The 17,063-nt window shown below is 66.7% G+C and carries 13 protein-coding genes; 9 read left to right on the top strand and 4 right to left on the bottom strand.

The features are described from left to right. The 3 genes from A3AG_RS32785 to A3AG_RS0101245 form a co-directional block, all read left to right on the top strand. Window positions 1-250, top strand: a 250-nt coding sequence (locus tag A3AG_RS32785) for a transposase (RefSeq protein ID WP_018003792.1), incomplete at its 5' end; no start/stop codon positions are given. A 309-nt stretch (window positions 251-559) separates the two neighbouring features. After that, on the top strand, window positions 560-742 hold the full coding sequence (locus A3AG_RS33840; RefSeq protein ID WP_145987503.1) for a hypothetical protein: 183 nt from the start codon (window positions 560-562) through the stop codon (window positions 740-742). A gap of 33 nt (window positions 743-775) precedes the next feature. Then, window positions 776-2,506 carry a SulP family inorganic anion transporter gene (locus A3AG_RS0101245; protein WP_018003790.1) on the top strand — a complete coding sequence of 577 codons (1,731 nt, stop codon included), beginning with the start codon at window positions 776-778 and terminating at the stop codon, window positions 2,504-2,506. Between the two features lie 26 nt (window positions 2,507-2,532). Here A3AG_RS0101245 and ppk2 read toward each other — a convergent pair whose 3' ends face one another. Beyond that, on the bottom strand, window positions 2,533-3,408 hold the full coding sequence (ppk2, locus tag A3AG_RS0101240) for a polyphosphate kinase 2 (RefSeq protein WP_018003789.1): 876 nt from the start codon (window positions 3,406-3,408) through the stop codon (window positions 2,533-2,535). A gap of 266 nt (window positions 3,409-3,674) precedes the next feature. Here ppk2 and A3AG_RS0101235 point away from each other — a divergent pair, with 266 nt between their 5' ends. Together A3AG_RS0101235 and A3AG_RS0101230 are read left to right on the top strand one after the other, a co-directional pair. Then, window positions 3,675-4,703, top strand: coding sequence for a hypothetical protein (locus A3AG_RS0101235; RefSeq protein WP_018003788.1), 1,029 nt, complete (start codon window positions 3,675-3,677; stop codon window positions 4,701-4,703). Between the two features lie 36 nt (window positions 4,704-4,739). Beyond that, the gene (locus A3AG_RS0101230) at window positions 4,740-5,294 is read left to right on the top strand and encodes a GNAT family N-acetyltransferase (protein ID WP_018003787.1); all 555 of its coding nucleotides are present in this window, start codon (window positions 4,740-4,742) and stop codon (window positions 5,292-5,294) included. 30 nt (window positions 5,295-5,324) lie between these two features. On the opposite strand, the gene A3AG_RS0101225 is transcribed toward A3AG_RS0101230, so the two are convergent. Continuing rightward, window positions 5,325-10,520 (bottom strand): trifunctional serine/threonine-protein kinase/ATP-binding protein/sensor histidine kinase, encoded by a 5,196-nt coding sequence (locus A3AG_RS0101225; RefSeq protein WP_018003786.1) that lies wholly within the window; start codon window positions 10,518-10,520, stop codon window positions 5,325-5,327. Between the two features lie 261 nt (window positions 10,521-10,781). Between A3AG_RS0101225 and A3AG_RS0101220 the strand changes: the two genes are divergently transcribed. Beyond that, a complete protein-coding gene (locus A3AG_RS0101220; RefSeq protein ID WP_018003785.1) occupies window positions 10,782-11,942 on the top strand; it encodes a Bug family tripartite tricarboxylate transporter substrate binding protein in 1,161 nt (386 codons plus the stop codon). 194 nt (window positions 11,943-12,136) lie between these two features. On the opposite strand, the gene A3AG_RS0101215 is transcribed toward A3AG_RS0101220, so the two are convergent. Continuing rightward, window positions 12,137-13,105 (bottom strand): NAD-dependent epimerase/dehydratase family protein, encoded by a 969-nt coding sequence (locus tag A3AG_RS0101215; protein ID WP_018003784.1) that lies wholly within the window; start codon window positions 13,103-13,105, stop codon window positions 12,137-12,139. A gap of 112 nt (window positions 13,106-13,217) precedes the next feature. Between A3AG_RS0101215 and A3AG_RS0101210 the strand changes: the two genes are divergently transcribed. The 3 genes from A3AG_RS0101210 (at window position 13,218) to A3AG_RS0101200 (ending at window position 16,652) form a co-directional block, all read left to right on the top strand. Then, complete coding sequence (locus tag A3AG_RS0101210; RefSeq protein WP_018003783.1) at window positions 13,218-14,114, top strand: LysR family transcriptional regulator; 897 nt, start codon at window positions 13,218-13,220, stop codon at window positions 14,112-14,114. Window positions 14,115-14,398: 284 nt separating this feature from the next. After that, entirely contained in the window at window positions 14,399-15,535 is a 1,137-nt protein-coding gene (gcvT, locus tag A3AG_RS0101205) for a glycine cleavage system aminomethyltransferase GcvT (RefSeq protein ID WP_026163860.1), read from the top strand. 112 nt (window positions 15,536-15,647) lie between these two features. Continuing rightward, window positions 15,648-16,652 (top strand): GlxA family transcriptional regulator, encoded by a 1,005-nt coding sequence (locus A3AG_RS0101200; RefSeq protein ID WP_018003781.1) that lies wholly within the window; start codon window positions 15,648-15,650, stop codon window positions 16,650-16,652. Between the two features lie 39 nt (window positions 16,653-16,691). Here A3AG_RS0101200 and A3AG_RS0101195 read toward each other — a convergent pair. Beyond that, window positions 16,692-17,063: zinc-binding dehydrogenase (locus A3AG_RS0101195; RefSeq protein ID WP_018003780.1), on the bottom strand; the 372-nt coding region annotated here is incomplete at its 5' end.

Below are 17,063 nucleotides of genomic sequence, written 5' to 3'. Positions count from 1 at the left end.
GCAAAAGGCGTGGGAGCATTGGTGCGAACAAGCAAGGCAGAGCCGAATACCTGCCCTCGAACTGTTCGCCCAGCGCCTGAAAGCGTATTGGCACGGCATCCTTGCCCGATGCCGCCATCCGCTGAATACCAGCGTCGTTGAGGGCATCAACAACACCATCAAAGTCATCAAGCGCCGAGCCTATGGCTACCGTGACGAGGAATACTTCTTCCTGAAGATCAAGGCTGCCTTCCCCGGAATTCCTCGTTGAACCAAAAAAAATCGGTGAAAGGTCGTGGCGCCCGCTGAATTCACATGTCAGCCGATCAAGCTGCCTGTGCTGGGTCGGATGCTTTGGCGGGAGAGAAGTGCGGCGGTGTCCGGCCTGCCAGGGGACGCGGCTGGACTCGGTGGTCTGGACTCGGTGGTAGCGAGGGGGCGCCGGATCCGGCAAGCGGCCTGCGGGCGGCCGGGGCGCCCTTGGCTTCTCGCGCGTGCCTTCCTTGACTATAGTGCTTAGTGATCACAGTCAGGTCGCGGGAGCCATGGGGCTCCGCAAGCCGCGGAGGGCGAAGACATCATGAAAATGAGGATGGTGCCCTGGTTCGTCGCCGCCGCGATGCCGTTGCCGCGGCTGGCTTGCGCCGCCGATTCCGGCAGCAGGCGCGGGCCGGAACCCGCCGACATTGGCATCGGCGAAGCCCCCGACAACACGCCCCTTTGCCACTTCACCGACGCCCCGGCCGCGCGGGCGGCTCGCTAGCCGGACGCGGGCGCGCCAGCGTTGCAAGCTCCCATGGAACCTCAGGATATCTCTCCCACAGTGAGGCGCGATGTCGGCAGCCCGCCCGGCTGGCTGCGCTGGCTCCCTGGCCTGCTGATGCTGAAGTCGTACCAGCCGGCCTGGCTCCCCAGGGATCTCGCCGCCGGGCTGGTGCTGACCACCATGCTGGTGCCGGTCGGCATCGCCTACGCCGAAGCTTCCGGCGTGCCCGGTGTCTACGGGCTCTATGCCACCATCATTCCCTTGCTGGCATACGCCCTGTTAGGGCCAAGCCGGATCCTGGTGCTGGGTCCGGATTCCGCGCTGGCGGCGCCGATTCTGGCCGTGGTGCTGCAGCTCTCGGGCGGCGACCCGGGCCGCGCGGTCCTGGTGGCCAGCATGATGGCGGTCGTCGCGGGCGCGTTCTGTATCATTCTGGGCCTGCTGCGCCTGGGCTTTATCACCGAGCTGCTGTCCAAGCCGATACGCTACGGCTATATGAACGGCATCGCCCTGGCGGTGCTGGTCAGCCAGCTGCCGAAGCTGTTCGCGATTTCGGTCGAAGACGCCGGCCCGCTGCGCGAGTTGCTCAGCCTGGGCCAGGCGATGGCCGCGGGCCAGGCCAACTGGTACAGCTTTGCGGTGGGCGCCGGCAGCCTAGTGCTGATCCTGTTGCTGAAGCGCTTCGAGCGCGTTCCCGGCATTCTGATTGCCGTGATTGTCGCCACGCTGGTAGTCAGCGTGCTCCACCTGGACCAGGCCGGCGTGAAGGTGCTGGGCAGGATTCCGCAAGGCCTGCCTGCCTTTGTCGTACCCTGGCTGAGCGGCGTGGATCTTGTAGAGATCCTGCTGGGCGGGTGTGCGGTGGCGCTGATCTCGTTCGCGGATACCAGTGTGCTGTCGCGCACCTTCGCGGCGCGCACCAACACCCGGGTCGACCCCAACCAGGAGATGGTCGGCCTGGGCGTCGCCAACCTGGCCGCGGGCTTCTTCCAGGGCTTTCCGATCAGCAGCAGCGCCTCGCGCACGCCGGTCGCGGAAGCCGCGGGCGCGAAGACCCAGCTTACCGGCGTGGTGGGCGCGCTGGCCGTGGCGGCGCTGCTGATGTTCGCGCCCAATCTGCTGCAGTACCTGCCCAACAGTGCACTGGCCGCGGTGGTGATCGCGGCGGCCATCGGCCTGTTCGAGGTGGCGGACCTGAAGCGCATCTACCGCATCCAGCAGTGGGAATTCTGGCTTTCCATGGTGTGCTTTGCCGCGGTGGCCGTGTTCGGCGCCATCCCGGGCATATTCCTGGCCGTGGTGATTGCCGTGATCGAGTTCCTCTGGGATGGCTGGCGGCCGCATTTCGCCGTGCTCGGGCGCGTCGAGGGCCTGCGCGGCTACCACGACACCAAGCGCTACCCGCACGCGGCGCGCATCGATGGCCTGGTGCTGTTCCGCTGGGATGCGCCGCTGTTCTTTGCCAATGCGGAACTGTTCCAGCAACGCCTGATGGAAGCGATCGAGGAATCGCCGACACCCGTGCGCAGGGTCGTGGTGGCAGCCGAGCCGGTGACCAGCGTCGACGTGACCTCGGCCGACATGCTGCGCGAGCTGGGCGGCATCCTGCGCGAGCGCGGCATCGCGCTGCATTTTGCCGAGATGAAGGATCCCGTGCGCGACAAGCTCAGGCGCTTCGAGCTGCTGGAAGCGATCGGCGACCGGAATTTCCACCCGACGGTGGGCAGCGCGGTGGATGACTATGTCGGCAAATCGCCCTGATTGCCCGACGCGCCGGGTTCCCGGTGTCAGTAGCGCGCTTCGACAAGCCGGTAAGGATAGTCGGGCTCGCGGTATCCGTTCGCCTTCTGCCGGGGTGGCAGCTTGACCGGCTTGCGCGGGATCTTCTCGTAGGGAATCTGGTCCAGCAGGTGCCGGATGACGTTCAGGCGCGCCCGCCGCTTGTCGTTGGAGTCCGCGACATACCAGGGGGCGAAGTCGCTGTCGGACGCGGCGAACATGGCGTCGCGGGCACGGGAATAGTCGTACCAGCGGCTGTACGAGCGCAAGTCCATGTCCGTGAGCTTCCAGAGCTTGCGGCCGTCATTGATGCGCCCTTGCAGGCGGCGGGTCTGCTCCTCCTGGCTGACCTCGAGCCAGTATTTGATCAGGATGATGCCGGAATTGACAATGGCGCGCTCGACCAGCGGGACGGCACGGAGGAACTCCTCGGCCTGGGTTTCGGTGCAGAACCCCATCACGCGCTCGACACCCGCGCGGTTATACCAGCTGCGGTCGAAGATGACGATCTCCCCCGCGGCGGGCAGATGCGGCAGATAGCGCTGCAAGTACATCTGGGTCTTCTCGCGATCGGTCGGCGCGGGCAGCGCGACCACCCGGAAGATGCGCGGGCTGACGCGTTCGGTGATGGCCTTGATGGTGCCGCCCTTGCCCGCGCCGTCGCGGCCTTCGAAGATCACGCAGACCTTGGTGCCGCTCGCCTGCACCCATTGCTGCAGCGCCACCAGCTCGACGTGCAGGGGGAACAGCTCCTTCTGGTAAGCCTTCTCGCCCATGCGCTCGCGCTGCTGAGGCCCGGGTGCCTCGGCGCGGCTTTCATCGCCGGCCGGTGGCGCTGCCTCGTCCCGGGCGCGGGCCTGGTGCTTGTCTTTCTTCTTGGCCATGATTCTCCTACATTGTTTTTTGCGTCCCAGCGCTTGCGCGGGGCAGGCGTTGAACAACGCGGCCCTGGTGCCGGCAACGACAGGCCGGGAAGCCCGCCAGGCTCACCGCTTAACAATAGCAACAATAATGCGTAGTGAAAGGCCGCCGTCGTTGATACAAGTCGGAGATTGGATCCGGCTGAAAGCGAGCCGGGCGCCGGGCTGGCCCGTGCCTGGCCCGGACCCTAAGCCGGGGTGGCGCAACCGCATCCCCGGGAGGCTGCGTCATGAAGATCCTGAACTGGCTGCGCCATCGCGGCCCCCGTCCGGACGGGGACGGCAGGCACGCGCTTGCCGCGCTGGCGGAGCGCGTGACCCGGCCGTGCCCGTACGTGCGGCTGGTGCCCGGCTATCGCAAGCAGCTTGCGCCCGCGCTGGCTGGCGCGCACCAGTACCTGCGCGATGTCGTGGCAGGCTTGCCGGAGCCCGCCATCGCCAGCGAGGCGGCGTGGTACAGCGACCCCTATATCCATGCCTTCTTTGGCACCCCGCAGGATGTCATGCCCGCCCTCAGCCGGTCGGCTGACTTGCGCGACTATTTCAGCCGCTCGGCGCCCGCGCCCGAAGCCTATGCCGTGCTGGGCATGGACAGGCAGGAACGGCGCACCCTGGGCTTCGCCCTGGAAGGGGACGTGATGCGCTCGGAGGTGCCCCAGCTGACGCTCAGCTTCACCGACCACCGGGTCCGGATCTGCGCAGCCAGCGACGCGGCGCTGCGTGAAGAAATCGCCGGGCGCATGCTGGACCAGCTCGCCCTGCAGGCACTGGCGCAGGTCGCAAGCGGCAAGTCCCGGCGCGACCTCGTCGAGCAAGAGCAAGTCCTGCTGACCACGCGCCTGCATCTGCTCGAACGGCAGGGTGTCGGCATGCGCAGCGTCCTCGGCGAGGGCGACGGGGCCGACGCCGCCGAAGCCGCGCGGCTGCGCGAGCAGGTGGCGCAGAATGAAGCGGCGCTGGCGGGCCTGGGGGTGGCCAGCGGCCGGGCCGGCATGCCGGAGCGCCAGCTGCAGGCCCTGGTCGAGGTACTCTCGCATGCGCAGGCCAGCTTCTCGGTGAAACGGGACCCGGTCCGGCTGAGCCGCCTCAATGTCGTGCTGGCGCCGGACAGTGCCGAGCTTGGCGAAAACCTGGAGTTGATGAGCGCGCATATCCCCGGCGATCCGCCGCTGGTCCGCACCTTTGCGCTGGTGCGCGTGGCCCGGGCCGAAATGTTGTCGCCCATGCAATTGCTGGATGACGCTGCGCGCATGCTGTAAGGCTATGCGCGGGGACCAACTTTTGTGGAGGACCGCATGGATGCAGACAAGGCCGAGCATGGCGACACTGACCCGGCCGCGTTCGAGCCGTTGACCCTGCGGCTGCGCGACGGACGGGAAGTCCTGGTGCGCGAGATTGCCGCGGGCGACAAGGCCGGCCTGCTGGCGGCCTTCAACCGGCTTTCCGCCGATGCGCGCTACGCCAGGTTCATGGCGGCCATGGCGCAACTGCCGGAAGCCATGCTTGAGCAAGCGACACATCCGTCCGCGGAGCGTGAGTTTGCCTTGGTGGCGCTCGCCTGCGCAGGCAACGCGCCGGGCATTGTGGCCGGGGCCCGGTACGCCGCGGCGCCGGGCAGCGATACCTGCGAGTTCGCCGTGACGGTCAGCGATGACTGGCACAGGCTCGGCCTTGCGACGCGGCTGCTGGCCGTCCTGGTCGATGTGGCCCGGCGCCGCGGCTATCGATGCATGGAGGGCTATGTCTTGTCGTCGAATACCGCCATGCGGCAACTGGCGCACCGGCTTGGATTTGCCGACGTACCATGTCCGGACGATGCCACGCTGCGCGTGGTGACCCTTGCGCTGTAGTGGGCGCGGCTGACGCGCCTGGCCCAGGCCTCAGGCCGAGGGTGGCTCTGCCGCCTTTAGAACGAATCCGAATACCGCGCCCCTCGGCCGGTTCGGCCAGGCGTGCAGGCGGCCGCCATGCGCCTCGAGGATCGAGCGACAGATCGACAGGCCCATGCCCAAACCTTCGGCCTTGGTCGTGTAGAAGGGCTGGAAAACCTGCTCCGTATCGCCGGGCAGGCCGACACCGACGTCGTGGACCGTGACCACTACCTCATGCGCCGGGCTGACCGCGGTGCGGACGATGAGCTCGCGTGAATGCTCGACAATCTCGCGCATTGCCTCAACGGCATTGATCACGAGGTTCAGCAACACTTGCTGGAGCTGGATCTTATCGGCACACACCAGGGGCAGCGCAGGCAGCAGTTCGGTTTTCAGGATGACCTGGGTGCGTTCCAGTTCGCCGGTAAAGAGCGGTAGCGTCTCGGCGATCATCTCGTTAAGATCGATGCGCTGCGCCTGAGGCCCGGTCTTGCGCAGCATCGCGCGCATGCCCGCTATAACGCTGCCGGCACGTTCCCCTTGTTCGACGATAGCACCCAACGCTGCGACCGCCTGCCCGACGTCCGGCTGCCTGCGATCGAGCCACCGTAGCGCGGCGCGTGACTCGATGGTCAATGCAGCAATGGGCTGGCTCACCTCATGGGCGATCGACGCTGTCAACGCGTTAAGTGTCATGACGCGGCTGGCGTGAGCCAGCTCCGCCTGCGCCTGGCGCAGGGATTCATCTGCGCGACGGCGTTGCTCGGAAAGCCGGCTGTTCTCGATGGCGCTGGCGGCCTGGAACGCCAGCAGCTTGATCACTTCGATCCGTGCCGGAACGAACACCCCTGGCGCCAGAGCGTTTTCGAGATAAAGCACCCCCGTCAGCCGGCCTCGATTCAGCAGCGGCAGGCACAGCATCGAACGTGCCCGATGTTGGCGGACAAAGGGGTCAGCGGAAAAGCCTTCGTTGGCGGGGCCGTCATTGATGACCACGTGCTCTCGGCAATCCAGCACGTGCTCGATCATCGCCATCGGCATATCGGCGTCAAGCGGGCGCGCAGACAATGTCACCAAGACCGTTTCATCACGAACGGCAGCCTCGGCCGCCACGTGATGTCCGGCGCCTTCGGGCAAGATGAGCAGCCCGCGCGTCGCGCCGGCCTGCTCGATCGCCGTCCGGATCAGCGTCGCCAGCAGCCGCTCCAGCCCGGCCTCGCCTGAAATCGCCTCCGAGATCGCGATCACCGTGGCCAGGTCCAGCTGCTGGAGCGGCGCGCCTATCGTGCCCATCGACGGCGTTGCGGCGCGCATGGTTCCCGCTTCGGCTGCCAGCGCGGGATATTGCATGTCGAGCTGCCAGACCTTGGCGTCTGCGCCCCAACGCATGTAACCGTGACGCGCCTGACGCAAGTACACCATCGCCACGTTATCCAGTTGCCGGTCCAGATAAAAGCGCGCCGCCAGCTCGTTTGCCAGGGCCTGCATGTGGATGAGGTCGCTCTCGCGTGCCAGGGCGATCGCCGACTCATACCCGCGCATCGCGTCGATGTCGCGTCCTTCGAGCCGGGCAATCTCCGCCTGGACCAGTGTGGCCCGGTGCGCAAACGTCGCCGGACAGCACCTTGCCCATTGCGCCAACTGCCCATGGTGCCCGGCCAGGGCGGGAAGGTGCGTTGCGAGTTCGCCTTCGACGGCCGGATTGCAGCACGCCGCACGTGCCAGCGCGGCGTAAAAATGGTACTCGGCCTGCTCGAAATAGGCTGGCGAGGTCCACAGCAGCGGGTACGCCTGCGCTGCCGCATCCAACGCCTCTGCGGGGGCAGCAGCCAGATAGCGTGCCTGAAGCTTGCGGATCCAGTACCAGCATGACACCAGCAGCAGGCCCACGTCGCCGCGCAACCGGGCTTCGAACGAGGCTTCGCTGAAATCCTTGGCGTCGAAGCGGCCGAAGACCGGCGTCAATCCGCGCAGCGTACGTACGAGCTGGCGCTGGGGCGCAAGGCGGTCTGCTACCAGCGTGAAGCGCGGACCCCATGCGAACACGCTGCCCGAGTCGGCCTCGCGCTGAACACTGCCGAGCGGATCGCCGATTGCCAGCGCATGCGTCATCAGGTTGCTACGGATGTACGCGGCATAGGTCAGGTCGCCGATTTGCTGTGTCAACTGCAATGCCTGATGTAGCAGGCCGCGTGCGACCCGCAGCGGCTTGGACCAATGCACAAGATTCCCACCGACGACTTGATAAACGCGTGCACGTATCCGATCAATGCCCCGCCGTTCCGCGACGTCTGTCGACAGACGCTCGAATGCGCCGCCGGCCGGATCATCGGTTGACGCGGCCACACGCAGCATCGCCACCCATGCATAGGCCAGGGCGGATTCGTCGCTGTTGCCATGCGACATGCTCAGATTGACCATGCGCAGCACCACCAGCCTGCGCAAATGATCGTCGGTGTACCAGGCCGGCTGCACCAGGGCAATCAGCACGCGCATCGTGGCGAGCGCGCCGGCATCCGTCATCGGAGGCAGCGAGGCCAGTTCGGCGATCTCGCGACCGCCGAGTTGACGGGCAAACAGCGCCTCCTCGTGCGCCAGCGCCGCTGCATCGGGATGCGATGCCCATTCGACCCCTGCACGCTGCAGGTAAGCAAGGCCTGCCGTGACCGCTTCGGCACGGCGCCCGCCGGTCATCAGCAAGCCAAGCTGGAGCTGCGTCAGCACTGCCAGCGCGGTGATCGACGAGCTGCGCGCGGCCAGTGCCTGCAACCGATGCTCGGCGCGCGCCGCGTCCCCGGTGAGAAACTCGCATTCGGCCATGTGCAGTGTCAAGGCGAAGGCAAGGGGCTCTTGCCGGGCAAAGCCGTGATCGCCCAGCAAGTCAAGCCCGATCGACAGATAGCGCAGCGCCGCGGTGTTGGCGCACGCGGACTTGGCACGCAGGGCGGCGGCCAGGTCCAGTTCCGCCAGCCTGTCGCGCTCGTCCTGTGCCTCGATGTTGTCGGTCGCGCGGTTCAACTGTCCGACGATGGTAAAGATGTTCGCGTCAACCTCGTCGGACGGCGTGCGTTCCAGCAGCAGTCGGCCAACACGCAAATGGAACGCCTGCCGCGCCGGCTCGGCGATGCGCGAATAGGCCGCTTCGAGGATGCGATCGTGGGAGAAGCGCAGCACGTTCTCCCTGCACGAAATCAGCCCCGCCCGCGCGGCCTCCCGGACCGCGGGCGCTAGTTCATCGGTGTCGCCGGTCCAACCGCGCGCCAGGGTGTCGACGGTGGTGTCGTTGCCAAGGCAGGCGAGCAGGGCCAGTGCGGACTGGGTGCTGGGCGCCAGCCGGTCGATCCGTCCAACCATCAGCGCTACCACGTTGTCGGTCAGCGCCTTGGCTGCGATCTGGCCGAGATCCCAGCTCCAGCGCGCCGAGCCGTGGTCGAAGTGCAGCAGCCCCTCGTCGGATAGTTCGCTGATGAACTGCGTGGCGAAAAACGCGTTGCCGGCCGTCTTCTCCATCACCAGTCGCGCAAGCGGGGCAGCTGTTTCCGTATCGCAGTGGAGCGTGTCGGCGACGAGCTGCCGCAGGTCAGGTTCGTCGAGGCAGCCCAGCTGGACCTGGGTCACTGCGGCACCATCCGCGCGTAAAGCATCGACGCCTTGCATCACGCCCTGGCCGTCCCCGATCTCGTGGCTGCGATAGGCGCAGACCACCAGCAGGTCTGCCGTGCCCGGCTCCGTCAGCATCTGGTGCAGCAGCTTGACGCTTTCGTCGTCGAGCCACTGGATGTCGTCGAGGCACAGCGTCAGCGGTCGCGCGGTGCTCGCTAGAGCGGCCACGAGGTTGCGCAGCGCGAGCTGCACCTGGGGTCCCGTTTCGCGCGAGGGCGTGTCGCGCATCCACGGTACCGGACCCAGCAGCGCCTGCAGTTCCGGCAGCAGTGGCGCAAGCGCACCGGCGTTCGGCCCCAGCGCCTGCGCGATGACAGTGCGCCAGGGTGCCATGTCGGCCGCGTGATCTGCCAGTCCGGTCCGCAACAGGCCGCTGACTGCCCGGGCGAGCGCTGCATAGGGCAGCCGCATGCCCGCATCGACTGGCGCGTCGGTCGCGACGTCACCCGGCGCATCGGAATTGCCGGCGGCATGGATGCCGCCGCGCCCGGCAACCGCGCGACCGAACCTCCGCATCAGCGACGTCTTGCCCACGCCAGAATGGCCGGAGACCATCACGATCTCGCTGCGTCCCGTGCCTGCCACGCGCTCGTAAGCTGCCAGCAGCGTCGCCATGGCTTGCTCGCGGCCATAGAGGCGGTCGGGTATTACCCGGGCGGCCGAGAGGTCGCGCTGTCCCAGCGCGAACGCTGCAATCTGCCCATGCGCCAACAATGCACGGCGGCAGTGCTGCAGGTCGCGCACCAGCCCTGCGGCTGTCTGATAACGCTCCTCCGGCGCTTTCGCCAGGAGCTTCATGACAAGCGCCGACAGCATCGCAGGCACGGCCGGGTTGCGCTCTGCCGGCGCGGGCGGCGTGCGCGCCAGGTGTGCATGGACCCAGTCCAGCGGGTCGCTGGCGACGAAGGGCAGCACACCGGTAAGCATCTGGTAGAAGGTCACGCCCAGTGCGTACAGGTCGCTTCGCGCGTCGATGGCGCGATTCATCCGGCCTGTCTGTTCTGGCGACATATAGGCCAGCGTGCCCGAGATCTCACTGATTTCCGCACGCGGTTGGGCGCTGCGCTGCACTCGCGACGCGATGCCGAAGCCCAGCAACCACACCTTGCGCCGGTCCGGAGCCACAAGGACATGGGCAGGCTTCAGATCCTTGTGGACCAGGCCGCGCTGATGGAGATGACTGACCGCCATGGTCACGGCCACGGCAATGTCGAGGAACGTCGCCGGGTCAACCGGCCCACCCACCAGGTGGGCGAGTGGCTCGCCGCCCGGATCGTCCAGCAGGAGCATTGCCGTATCGCGCTCGCACAACAGCCGTGACGGGCGGGCGGCCCAGGTTGCATCGAGGTCGTCACGAAGCGCATATTCGTGAGCAAGCCGGTCAAGCGCGGCTGGCGTGCAATGCCTGTCGGCAGGCCAGACACCGAGCACGGGCACCTTGCGACCATCGTCCTGCATCAGCCAGCCGCGGCCAAACAGCCGGTCGCCTGCCTCCCATGTGGAATCAAAGCCTGAGCGTACTCCGGCCTGCGGGAAAAACATGGAAAGCACCGTTATCGGGAACAAATGTGCAAAAGAACGGCTTGCTTGCAGGCGCAGCCGGGAGGCAACATCTTATCAAATCGCCTCGTCAACACATGGTCGAGGGTTGCTGATGACTGCTGGGTCAGCTTTCCCCGGGCCGTGCCGTAACTACAGTACACAAATACGTCTACCGGTCCAGCGCACTGCAAACCTGGCAGGCTTTTGCTGTCACGAAGCCGACTGGCACAGGCAGGGTGTGGCAAATCGACTTCTCCGCGTATGATCCGACCGCTTAGAATCGTCCAGCAAGATTGCTTAGCTCTTTTGATTGTGCAAACACTCGCCGAAATCATGCGACCCGAAGCCCTCGCGATCGTAGCACGCACCTGGACATGGAAGATGGGGCGAGCCAGGACGAAGCGTGCGCCCTTTGTGCGAAGCGCGACTGTGCTTGGCGCATGGCTGTTGCTGGCAGGAACGGTGACCTCGGTCCAGCCAGCGTGGGCAGCTTACCCGGATCAACCAGTCACCATCGTCGTACCTTATCCTCCTGGCGGGCCGGCGGATCTCTTGGCGCGCCCACTTGGCGACGGCCTGCAAAAGGCCCTGGGAACGCCTGTGGTGCTTCAATACAAGCCGGGTGCAGGCGGACAGATCGCCTTGCGGCACATACAGCGCTCCAAGAACGATGGCTATACGCTGGTACTGGCCCTCGCTGCCTACGCGATCGGGCCACTCGTGAGCAAGTCGGCGGGCTATGACCCCGTCAGCGACTTCCAGCCGGTCTCTCTCATCGCCAAGCAACCGTTGGTGCTCTATGTGGGAGCCACTTCCCGAATCACCTCTGTATCCGACCTTGTCGTCCGGGCGAAGTCCCATCCGGTTACCGTGGCATCCTCCGGACACGGAAATACGAGCCATCTCGCCATAGAATTGCTCTCGCAATCTGCCTCGATTCGCTTGACACATGTTCCGTACCACGGCGGCGTCCAGGCGGTCATGGCAGCAATCAGCGGTGATGTGGACGCAGTCTTCGCTGGCGCCGATAGCCTCAGACACGTCAAGTCCGGGAAGTTGCGGGCACTGGCGGTGGCGAACGACGCGCGTCTGTCGATTGCGCCCGAGACGCCCACCTTTGCAGAAGCCGGCTTGCCAAACGTGTTGGTCACCGGCTGGTATGGCGTTCTGGCCCCCAAGGGGACCGCGAAGGAGAGAGTCGGGAAACTTGATCTGGCGGTGAAGCAGGTCCTTTCCGAACTGTCGAAGAGCGAGGTACTCTCGGGTTACGGTTTCAAAGTCGTGCACGCCGGCCCCTCAGATTTCCAGGCGTTTATTCAACAGGAGCTTGCGCGTTGGAGCAGGCTGGTCGCTGACCGCCATCTCGTTGCGGACGAGACAGAGGGTGAAAAAGCCGGCGTCGCGGGCAATGTCCGACGGTAACAGCGGGTTCCTCCGCCGGCGGGCCGAAGAAGACCGTTCCTGGCGCTCCGGCATTGCGAAGCGACTTCCCGGGTGCGAAGCGACTTCCCGGGTGCGAAGCGACTTCCCGGGTGGCTGTTGCACAGGCGGGCGCAAGCCGCATTTCGCTCCTCCGCCCGGTCGGCCAGGCTCAACGGCCACGATCCGTACGCGCTTCAGGCCGTCACAGCGGCGCGCGCGCGATTCCTCGGAACCGCCGCCAGCGTCTGGCGGATGCCTTGCGCATACGGTGTCTTGTGGATCGGGCCGATCAGCCCACGCAGCGCCGAGTCGTCCAGGATCAGCGGCTCGGTCATCAGGTAGTGCATCTCCACCATCTCGCGCATGAACGGGTTGAACAGGCCGATGAGCCGCAGCATCGTCTTGCCCGCGACGCGCAGCCTGAGCTTCGCGCCGGTCTGGCGCTCCATTTCCGCAACCAGGTCGCGCTGGGTCGTGGTACCGGCACCCCCGAGGTGCCAGATCTTGCCGAAGGCGGCGGGCGTATCGGCAAGCCGCGCAACCACCGGGCCGACATCCGGCACGAACACGAACTCATGCGGGCGGTCGATCGGCCCGACCATGTCGGCGGTGCCGCCATGCACCGCTGCCTGAGCAGCGCGATGCAGCAGGCTGGCCTCCACGCCGGGGCCGTAGAAGTCCGGCAGGCGCAACACGGTCGCGCGGATGCGGCCGTCGGCGTGGGCCTGCATCAGCAGGTCCTCCTGGGCCTTGCGCATGCGGCCCTTGAAAGTGTGCGGTTCGCGCGGATGGCTTTCGCGTACCGGGTTGGACGCCACCCGTCCGTAGGGATACACGGTACCAATCAGGATCAGCTGCCTGACGCCGGCGGCCACCGCCCCGTCTAGGGTCTGGCGCATCAGCTTCGGATGCAGTTCGAACTGCCAGTAGTCCACGCCGACCATGTAGATCAGCGTGTCCACGCCGTCCGCGGCGGCGCGCACCGAGGCCGGCGAATCCGGGTTCCAGGTAACGATTTCGGCCAATGGGTCGGCGCCGAAGGCCTCGCGCAGGCTGGCTTCATTGCGGCCGACGGCGCGGTAGGCGCGGCCATGGCTGCGCAGCGCCGCGGCGATGCTTTGGCCAATGACGCCGGCGGCGCCGAACAATGCGATCCTGGACATGGTGGCTTCCTTTGGGTGGGGCGAACGGGTTGCGATTCACTGCAGTGTGCGCATGGACAGCGAAAAAGAAAATTGCCTAGAATCTGCTACCAGCTATAAAAATTTGCATACCATGGCCGACAGCGAACCGAATTGGGAGTGGTACCGGAGCTTTCTCCAGGTCCTGGAGACTGGCTCACTGTCCGCGGCGGGGCGGGCGTTGGGCCTGACGCAACCGACCGTAGGGCGGCACATTGACAACCTCGAGGCGGCGCTCGCGCTGACACTCTTTACCCGATCCTTCGACGGCTTCGCGCCCACGGACGCCGCGCTGGAACTGAGGCCCTATGCCGCCGGCATCGCTGCCACGGCGGCCGCGCTGCGCCGGGCAGCAAGTGGCCACGGAGCCGGCGTGCGAGGCACGGTCCGGGTGACGGCAAGCGAGGTCATCGGCGTCGAAGTGCTGCCCCCGATCCTGGCCGCGCTGCATGGCGAGCATCCGGAACTGGTGATCGAGCTGGTGTTGTCGAACCGGGCCGACGATCTGCTGCATCGCGAGGCGGACATTGCGGTACGCATGTTCCAGCCGGTGCAGCAGGCACTGGTGGCCAGGCGCGTCGGCAGGATCGAGCTCGGCCTGCATGCCCATAAGCGTTACCTTGCGGCCCGGGGATTGCCCAGGTCGATGGAGGCATTGTCCGGCCACGCGCTGATCGGCTTCGATCACGAGAACGCCTATATTCGCCGGTTCCAGGAAAAGGTCCCTGGGTTTTCGCGGGACCGCTTCGCTTTCCGGGCTGACAGCGACCTGGCCCAGCTGGCCGCGATCCGCGCGGGCTTTGGCATCGGCGTTTGCCAGTCGGCGCTGGCCGCGCGGGACCCCCAGCTCGTGCGGATCCTCCAGCGCCAGTTCTCGCTGACAATGGACACCTGGATTGCCATGCATGAAGACCTGCGGGCAAGCGCGCGCTGCGCGGTGACCTTCGCGGCACTGGCGGCAGGATTGTCCGCTCATGGCAAGAGCGCGTAGCCGCCACTGGTGTTGATCAATCGGGGCCGCGGCGAAGGCCTTGCGATCGGCGCCAGGCGGGGGACTGAAGGGCGGCTTCGGGTCGAGTGCCCGGATGGCGGCCGGGCTGGCGCAGGCGTCCCATGCCAATGCCGCCTTTGTTCTATCCGCTGGCCAGGCGATCTGATGTACTGGCACGCAACGTAGCGCTGCCGCAAGCCGATGCGCGCAACCGGCTGGCGTGGTGCGACGGACAAGGCCGATGGCCGCTTCCGATTGCCCAATTCCCCACTGAGCCCAACGCGATGACGAAAAGTCCCCCGCCGTGGCGGTCCACCCCGCTGTATGCGCAGCACCTGCTGCTGCACGCCCGCATGGGCGACGTCGATGGCTGGATGCTGCCGGTTGCCTATGGCTCCCAGATCGAAGAGCACCACGCCGTGCGCAGGCACGCAGGCATGTTCGACCTGTCGCACCTGTGCGTCGCGGACCTGCTGGGCCCGGATGCGCGAATGCTGCTTGGCAGGCTCCTGTCCAATGACGTCGGCAAGCTGAAGACGCCGGGCAAGGCCCTGTATAGCTGCATGCTCGACACCTCGGGCGGGGTGATCGACGACCTTGTCGTCTACTACCTCGGACCGCAGCATTACCGCGCCGTCCTGAACGCGCGCACGGCCGTCGGCGACATCGCCTGGATCCACGCAACGATCCATGAGGCCAGGGCCGAAGTGACCGTGGTGCCGAGGCGGCCGGACTGCGTCACGGCGGGGATCGAGCCGCTGGCGGTCATCGCCGTGCAAGGCCCGCGGGCCCGCGAAAAAGTCCTGCGGGCGCTGCCGGCAGCCCGCCGCGCCCAAACGCTGAAGCCGTTCAATTCCACCGTCGTGCACGACGACGAAGCCGGCGAGCTGATGGTGGCAAGGACCGGCAAGACCGGCGAGGATGGTTTCGAACTGATGGTGCCGGCGGCGCATGCCGGCCGCATCTGGGACCGGCTGCACGCGGCAGGCAGCGTCGCCGCGGGCCACGCGGCCTGGGATACGCTGCGGCTCGAGGCGGGCGTGCATCGGTACGGGCAGGACATGGACGTCCATACCTCGCCGCTCGATGCCGGCCTGGGCTGGAGCGTGGACCTCGATTCCGGCCGGGATTTCTGCGGCAGGGCCGCGGTGCGCGCCCGTGGCCAGACGCAGCAGTTCGTCGGACTTGCGCTGGAAGGCAGCGCCGCGGTCCCGCCGGCCCACAGCACGGTGACCAGCGAGGCGGGCGCGGTGATCGGCAAGGTCACCAGCGCCACCTATAGCCCGACGCTGGGCTTCGCCATCGCGCTGGCGCGGGTTGCGCCAGGGGTCAGGATCGGCGCGCCGGTCAAGGTGGAGGTCTACCGGAACCGGATCGCGGCGACGGTCGTGCGCACGCCGTTCGTGCGCGGCGCAAGCTGATTGGGTGCCTGAGGGCCGCGGCAGTGCGAACCGGGTGCGGTGCACGGATTGGATAGAATCGGCGTTCGACAGCGCCGCAAGGCGCTGCGCCCCTCTCGCGACGCTGAGCGCCATGAAGACCAAGACTACCGTAGACATCGTCATCTATCCCGGATTCAAGGCCGTCGAAGCGGTCGGCGCTATCAATGTCTTCGATTACGCCAACACCCGGCTGCGGCAGCTCGGCTGCGAACCGAAGTACGAGCTGCGGCTGGTCGCGCCGCATCCCGGCGCGATCCGCTCCGACACGCTGGTATCGCTCGAGGCCACGCACGCGCTCGCTGGCGTGGCGCCCGCCGACGTGGTGGTGGTGGTCGGCGCGCGCGACATCGTCAACGTGCTGGGCGCGTGCGGCGACATCGTCAGCTGGTGCCGGACCCAGGCCGGGCGGCTGCGCACCATCGTGGGCCTGTGCTCGGGCAGCTTCTTCCTTGCCGAGGCCGGCCTGCTTGCTGGCCGGCGCGCGGCCACGCACTGGAGCGTGGCGGAACTGATGCGCACGCGGTATCCCGGGATCCGGGTGGACGCCGATGCCATCTTCGTGCGCGACGCGCATATCTGGACCTCGGCCGGCGTGACAGCGGTATTCGACCTGGTGCTGGCCATGGTCGAGGAGGACCTCGGGCGCGACATCGCGCTGTCGGTGGCGCGGGATCTGGTGGTCTACCTGAAGCGGCCTGGCGGGCAATCGCAGTTCAGTGAACACCTGCTCAGCCAGATGACGGGGCATCCGCGCGTGCGCGATATCCAGGACTATATCCACCGCACGCCCAGGGCGGATCTGTCGGTGCAGGTGCTGGCGCAGCGCTTTGCGATGAGCGAGCGTAATCTTTCCCGGGTATTCCTGAAGGAAACCGGGCATACGCCGTCGGCCTACGTGGAGCGGACCCGGCTCGATGCCGCGCGGCGGCTGCTCGAAGACAGTAGCCAGCCGCTGAAGTGGATCGCCGTGGAGAGCGGCTTCGGTTCGGAGGCCAGGCTCCGGCAGGCGTTCCAGCGCCGGCTCCATGTCACGCCGGGCGCCTATCGCGAGCGTTTTGCCAGCACCGGCGTCGATGACGCCGCCGGCGCGGGCTGAGGCGCAGCCTCGCTGCCCTGCGTTGCCGCCAGGCCGGGCTCAGTACAGCACCACCGAGCGGATCGACTCGCCGCGCTTCATCAGGTCGAAGCCGTCGTTGATGCGCTCCAGCGGCAGCGTGTGCGTGATCAGGTCGTCGATATTGAGCTTGCCTTCCATGTACCAGTCGACGATCTTCGGCACGTCGGTGCGGCCGCGCGCGCCGCCGAAGGCGGAGCCTTTCCACTCGCGCCCGGTCACCAGCTGGAACGGACGCGTCGAGATCTCCGCGCCGGCCTCGGCCACGCCGATGATGATCGACTTGCCCCAGCCCTTGTGGCAGCACTCCAGCGCCTGGCGCATGACCTGCGTATTGCCGATGCATTCGAACGAGTAGTCCGCGCCGCCGTCGGTCAGCTGGATGATATGGTC

The organism is Cupriavidus neocaledonicus (genome assembly GCF_000372525.1).
Lineage (GTDB): Bacteria > Pseudomonadota > Gammaproteobacteria > Burkholderiales > Burkholderiaceae > Cupriavidus > Cupriavidus neocaledonicus.
This window is presented reverse-complemented; position numbering and strand designations above follow the sequence as displayed.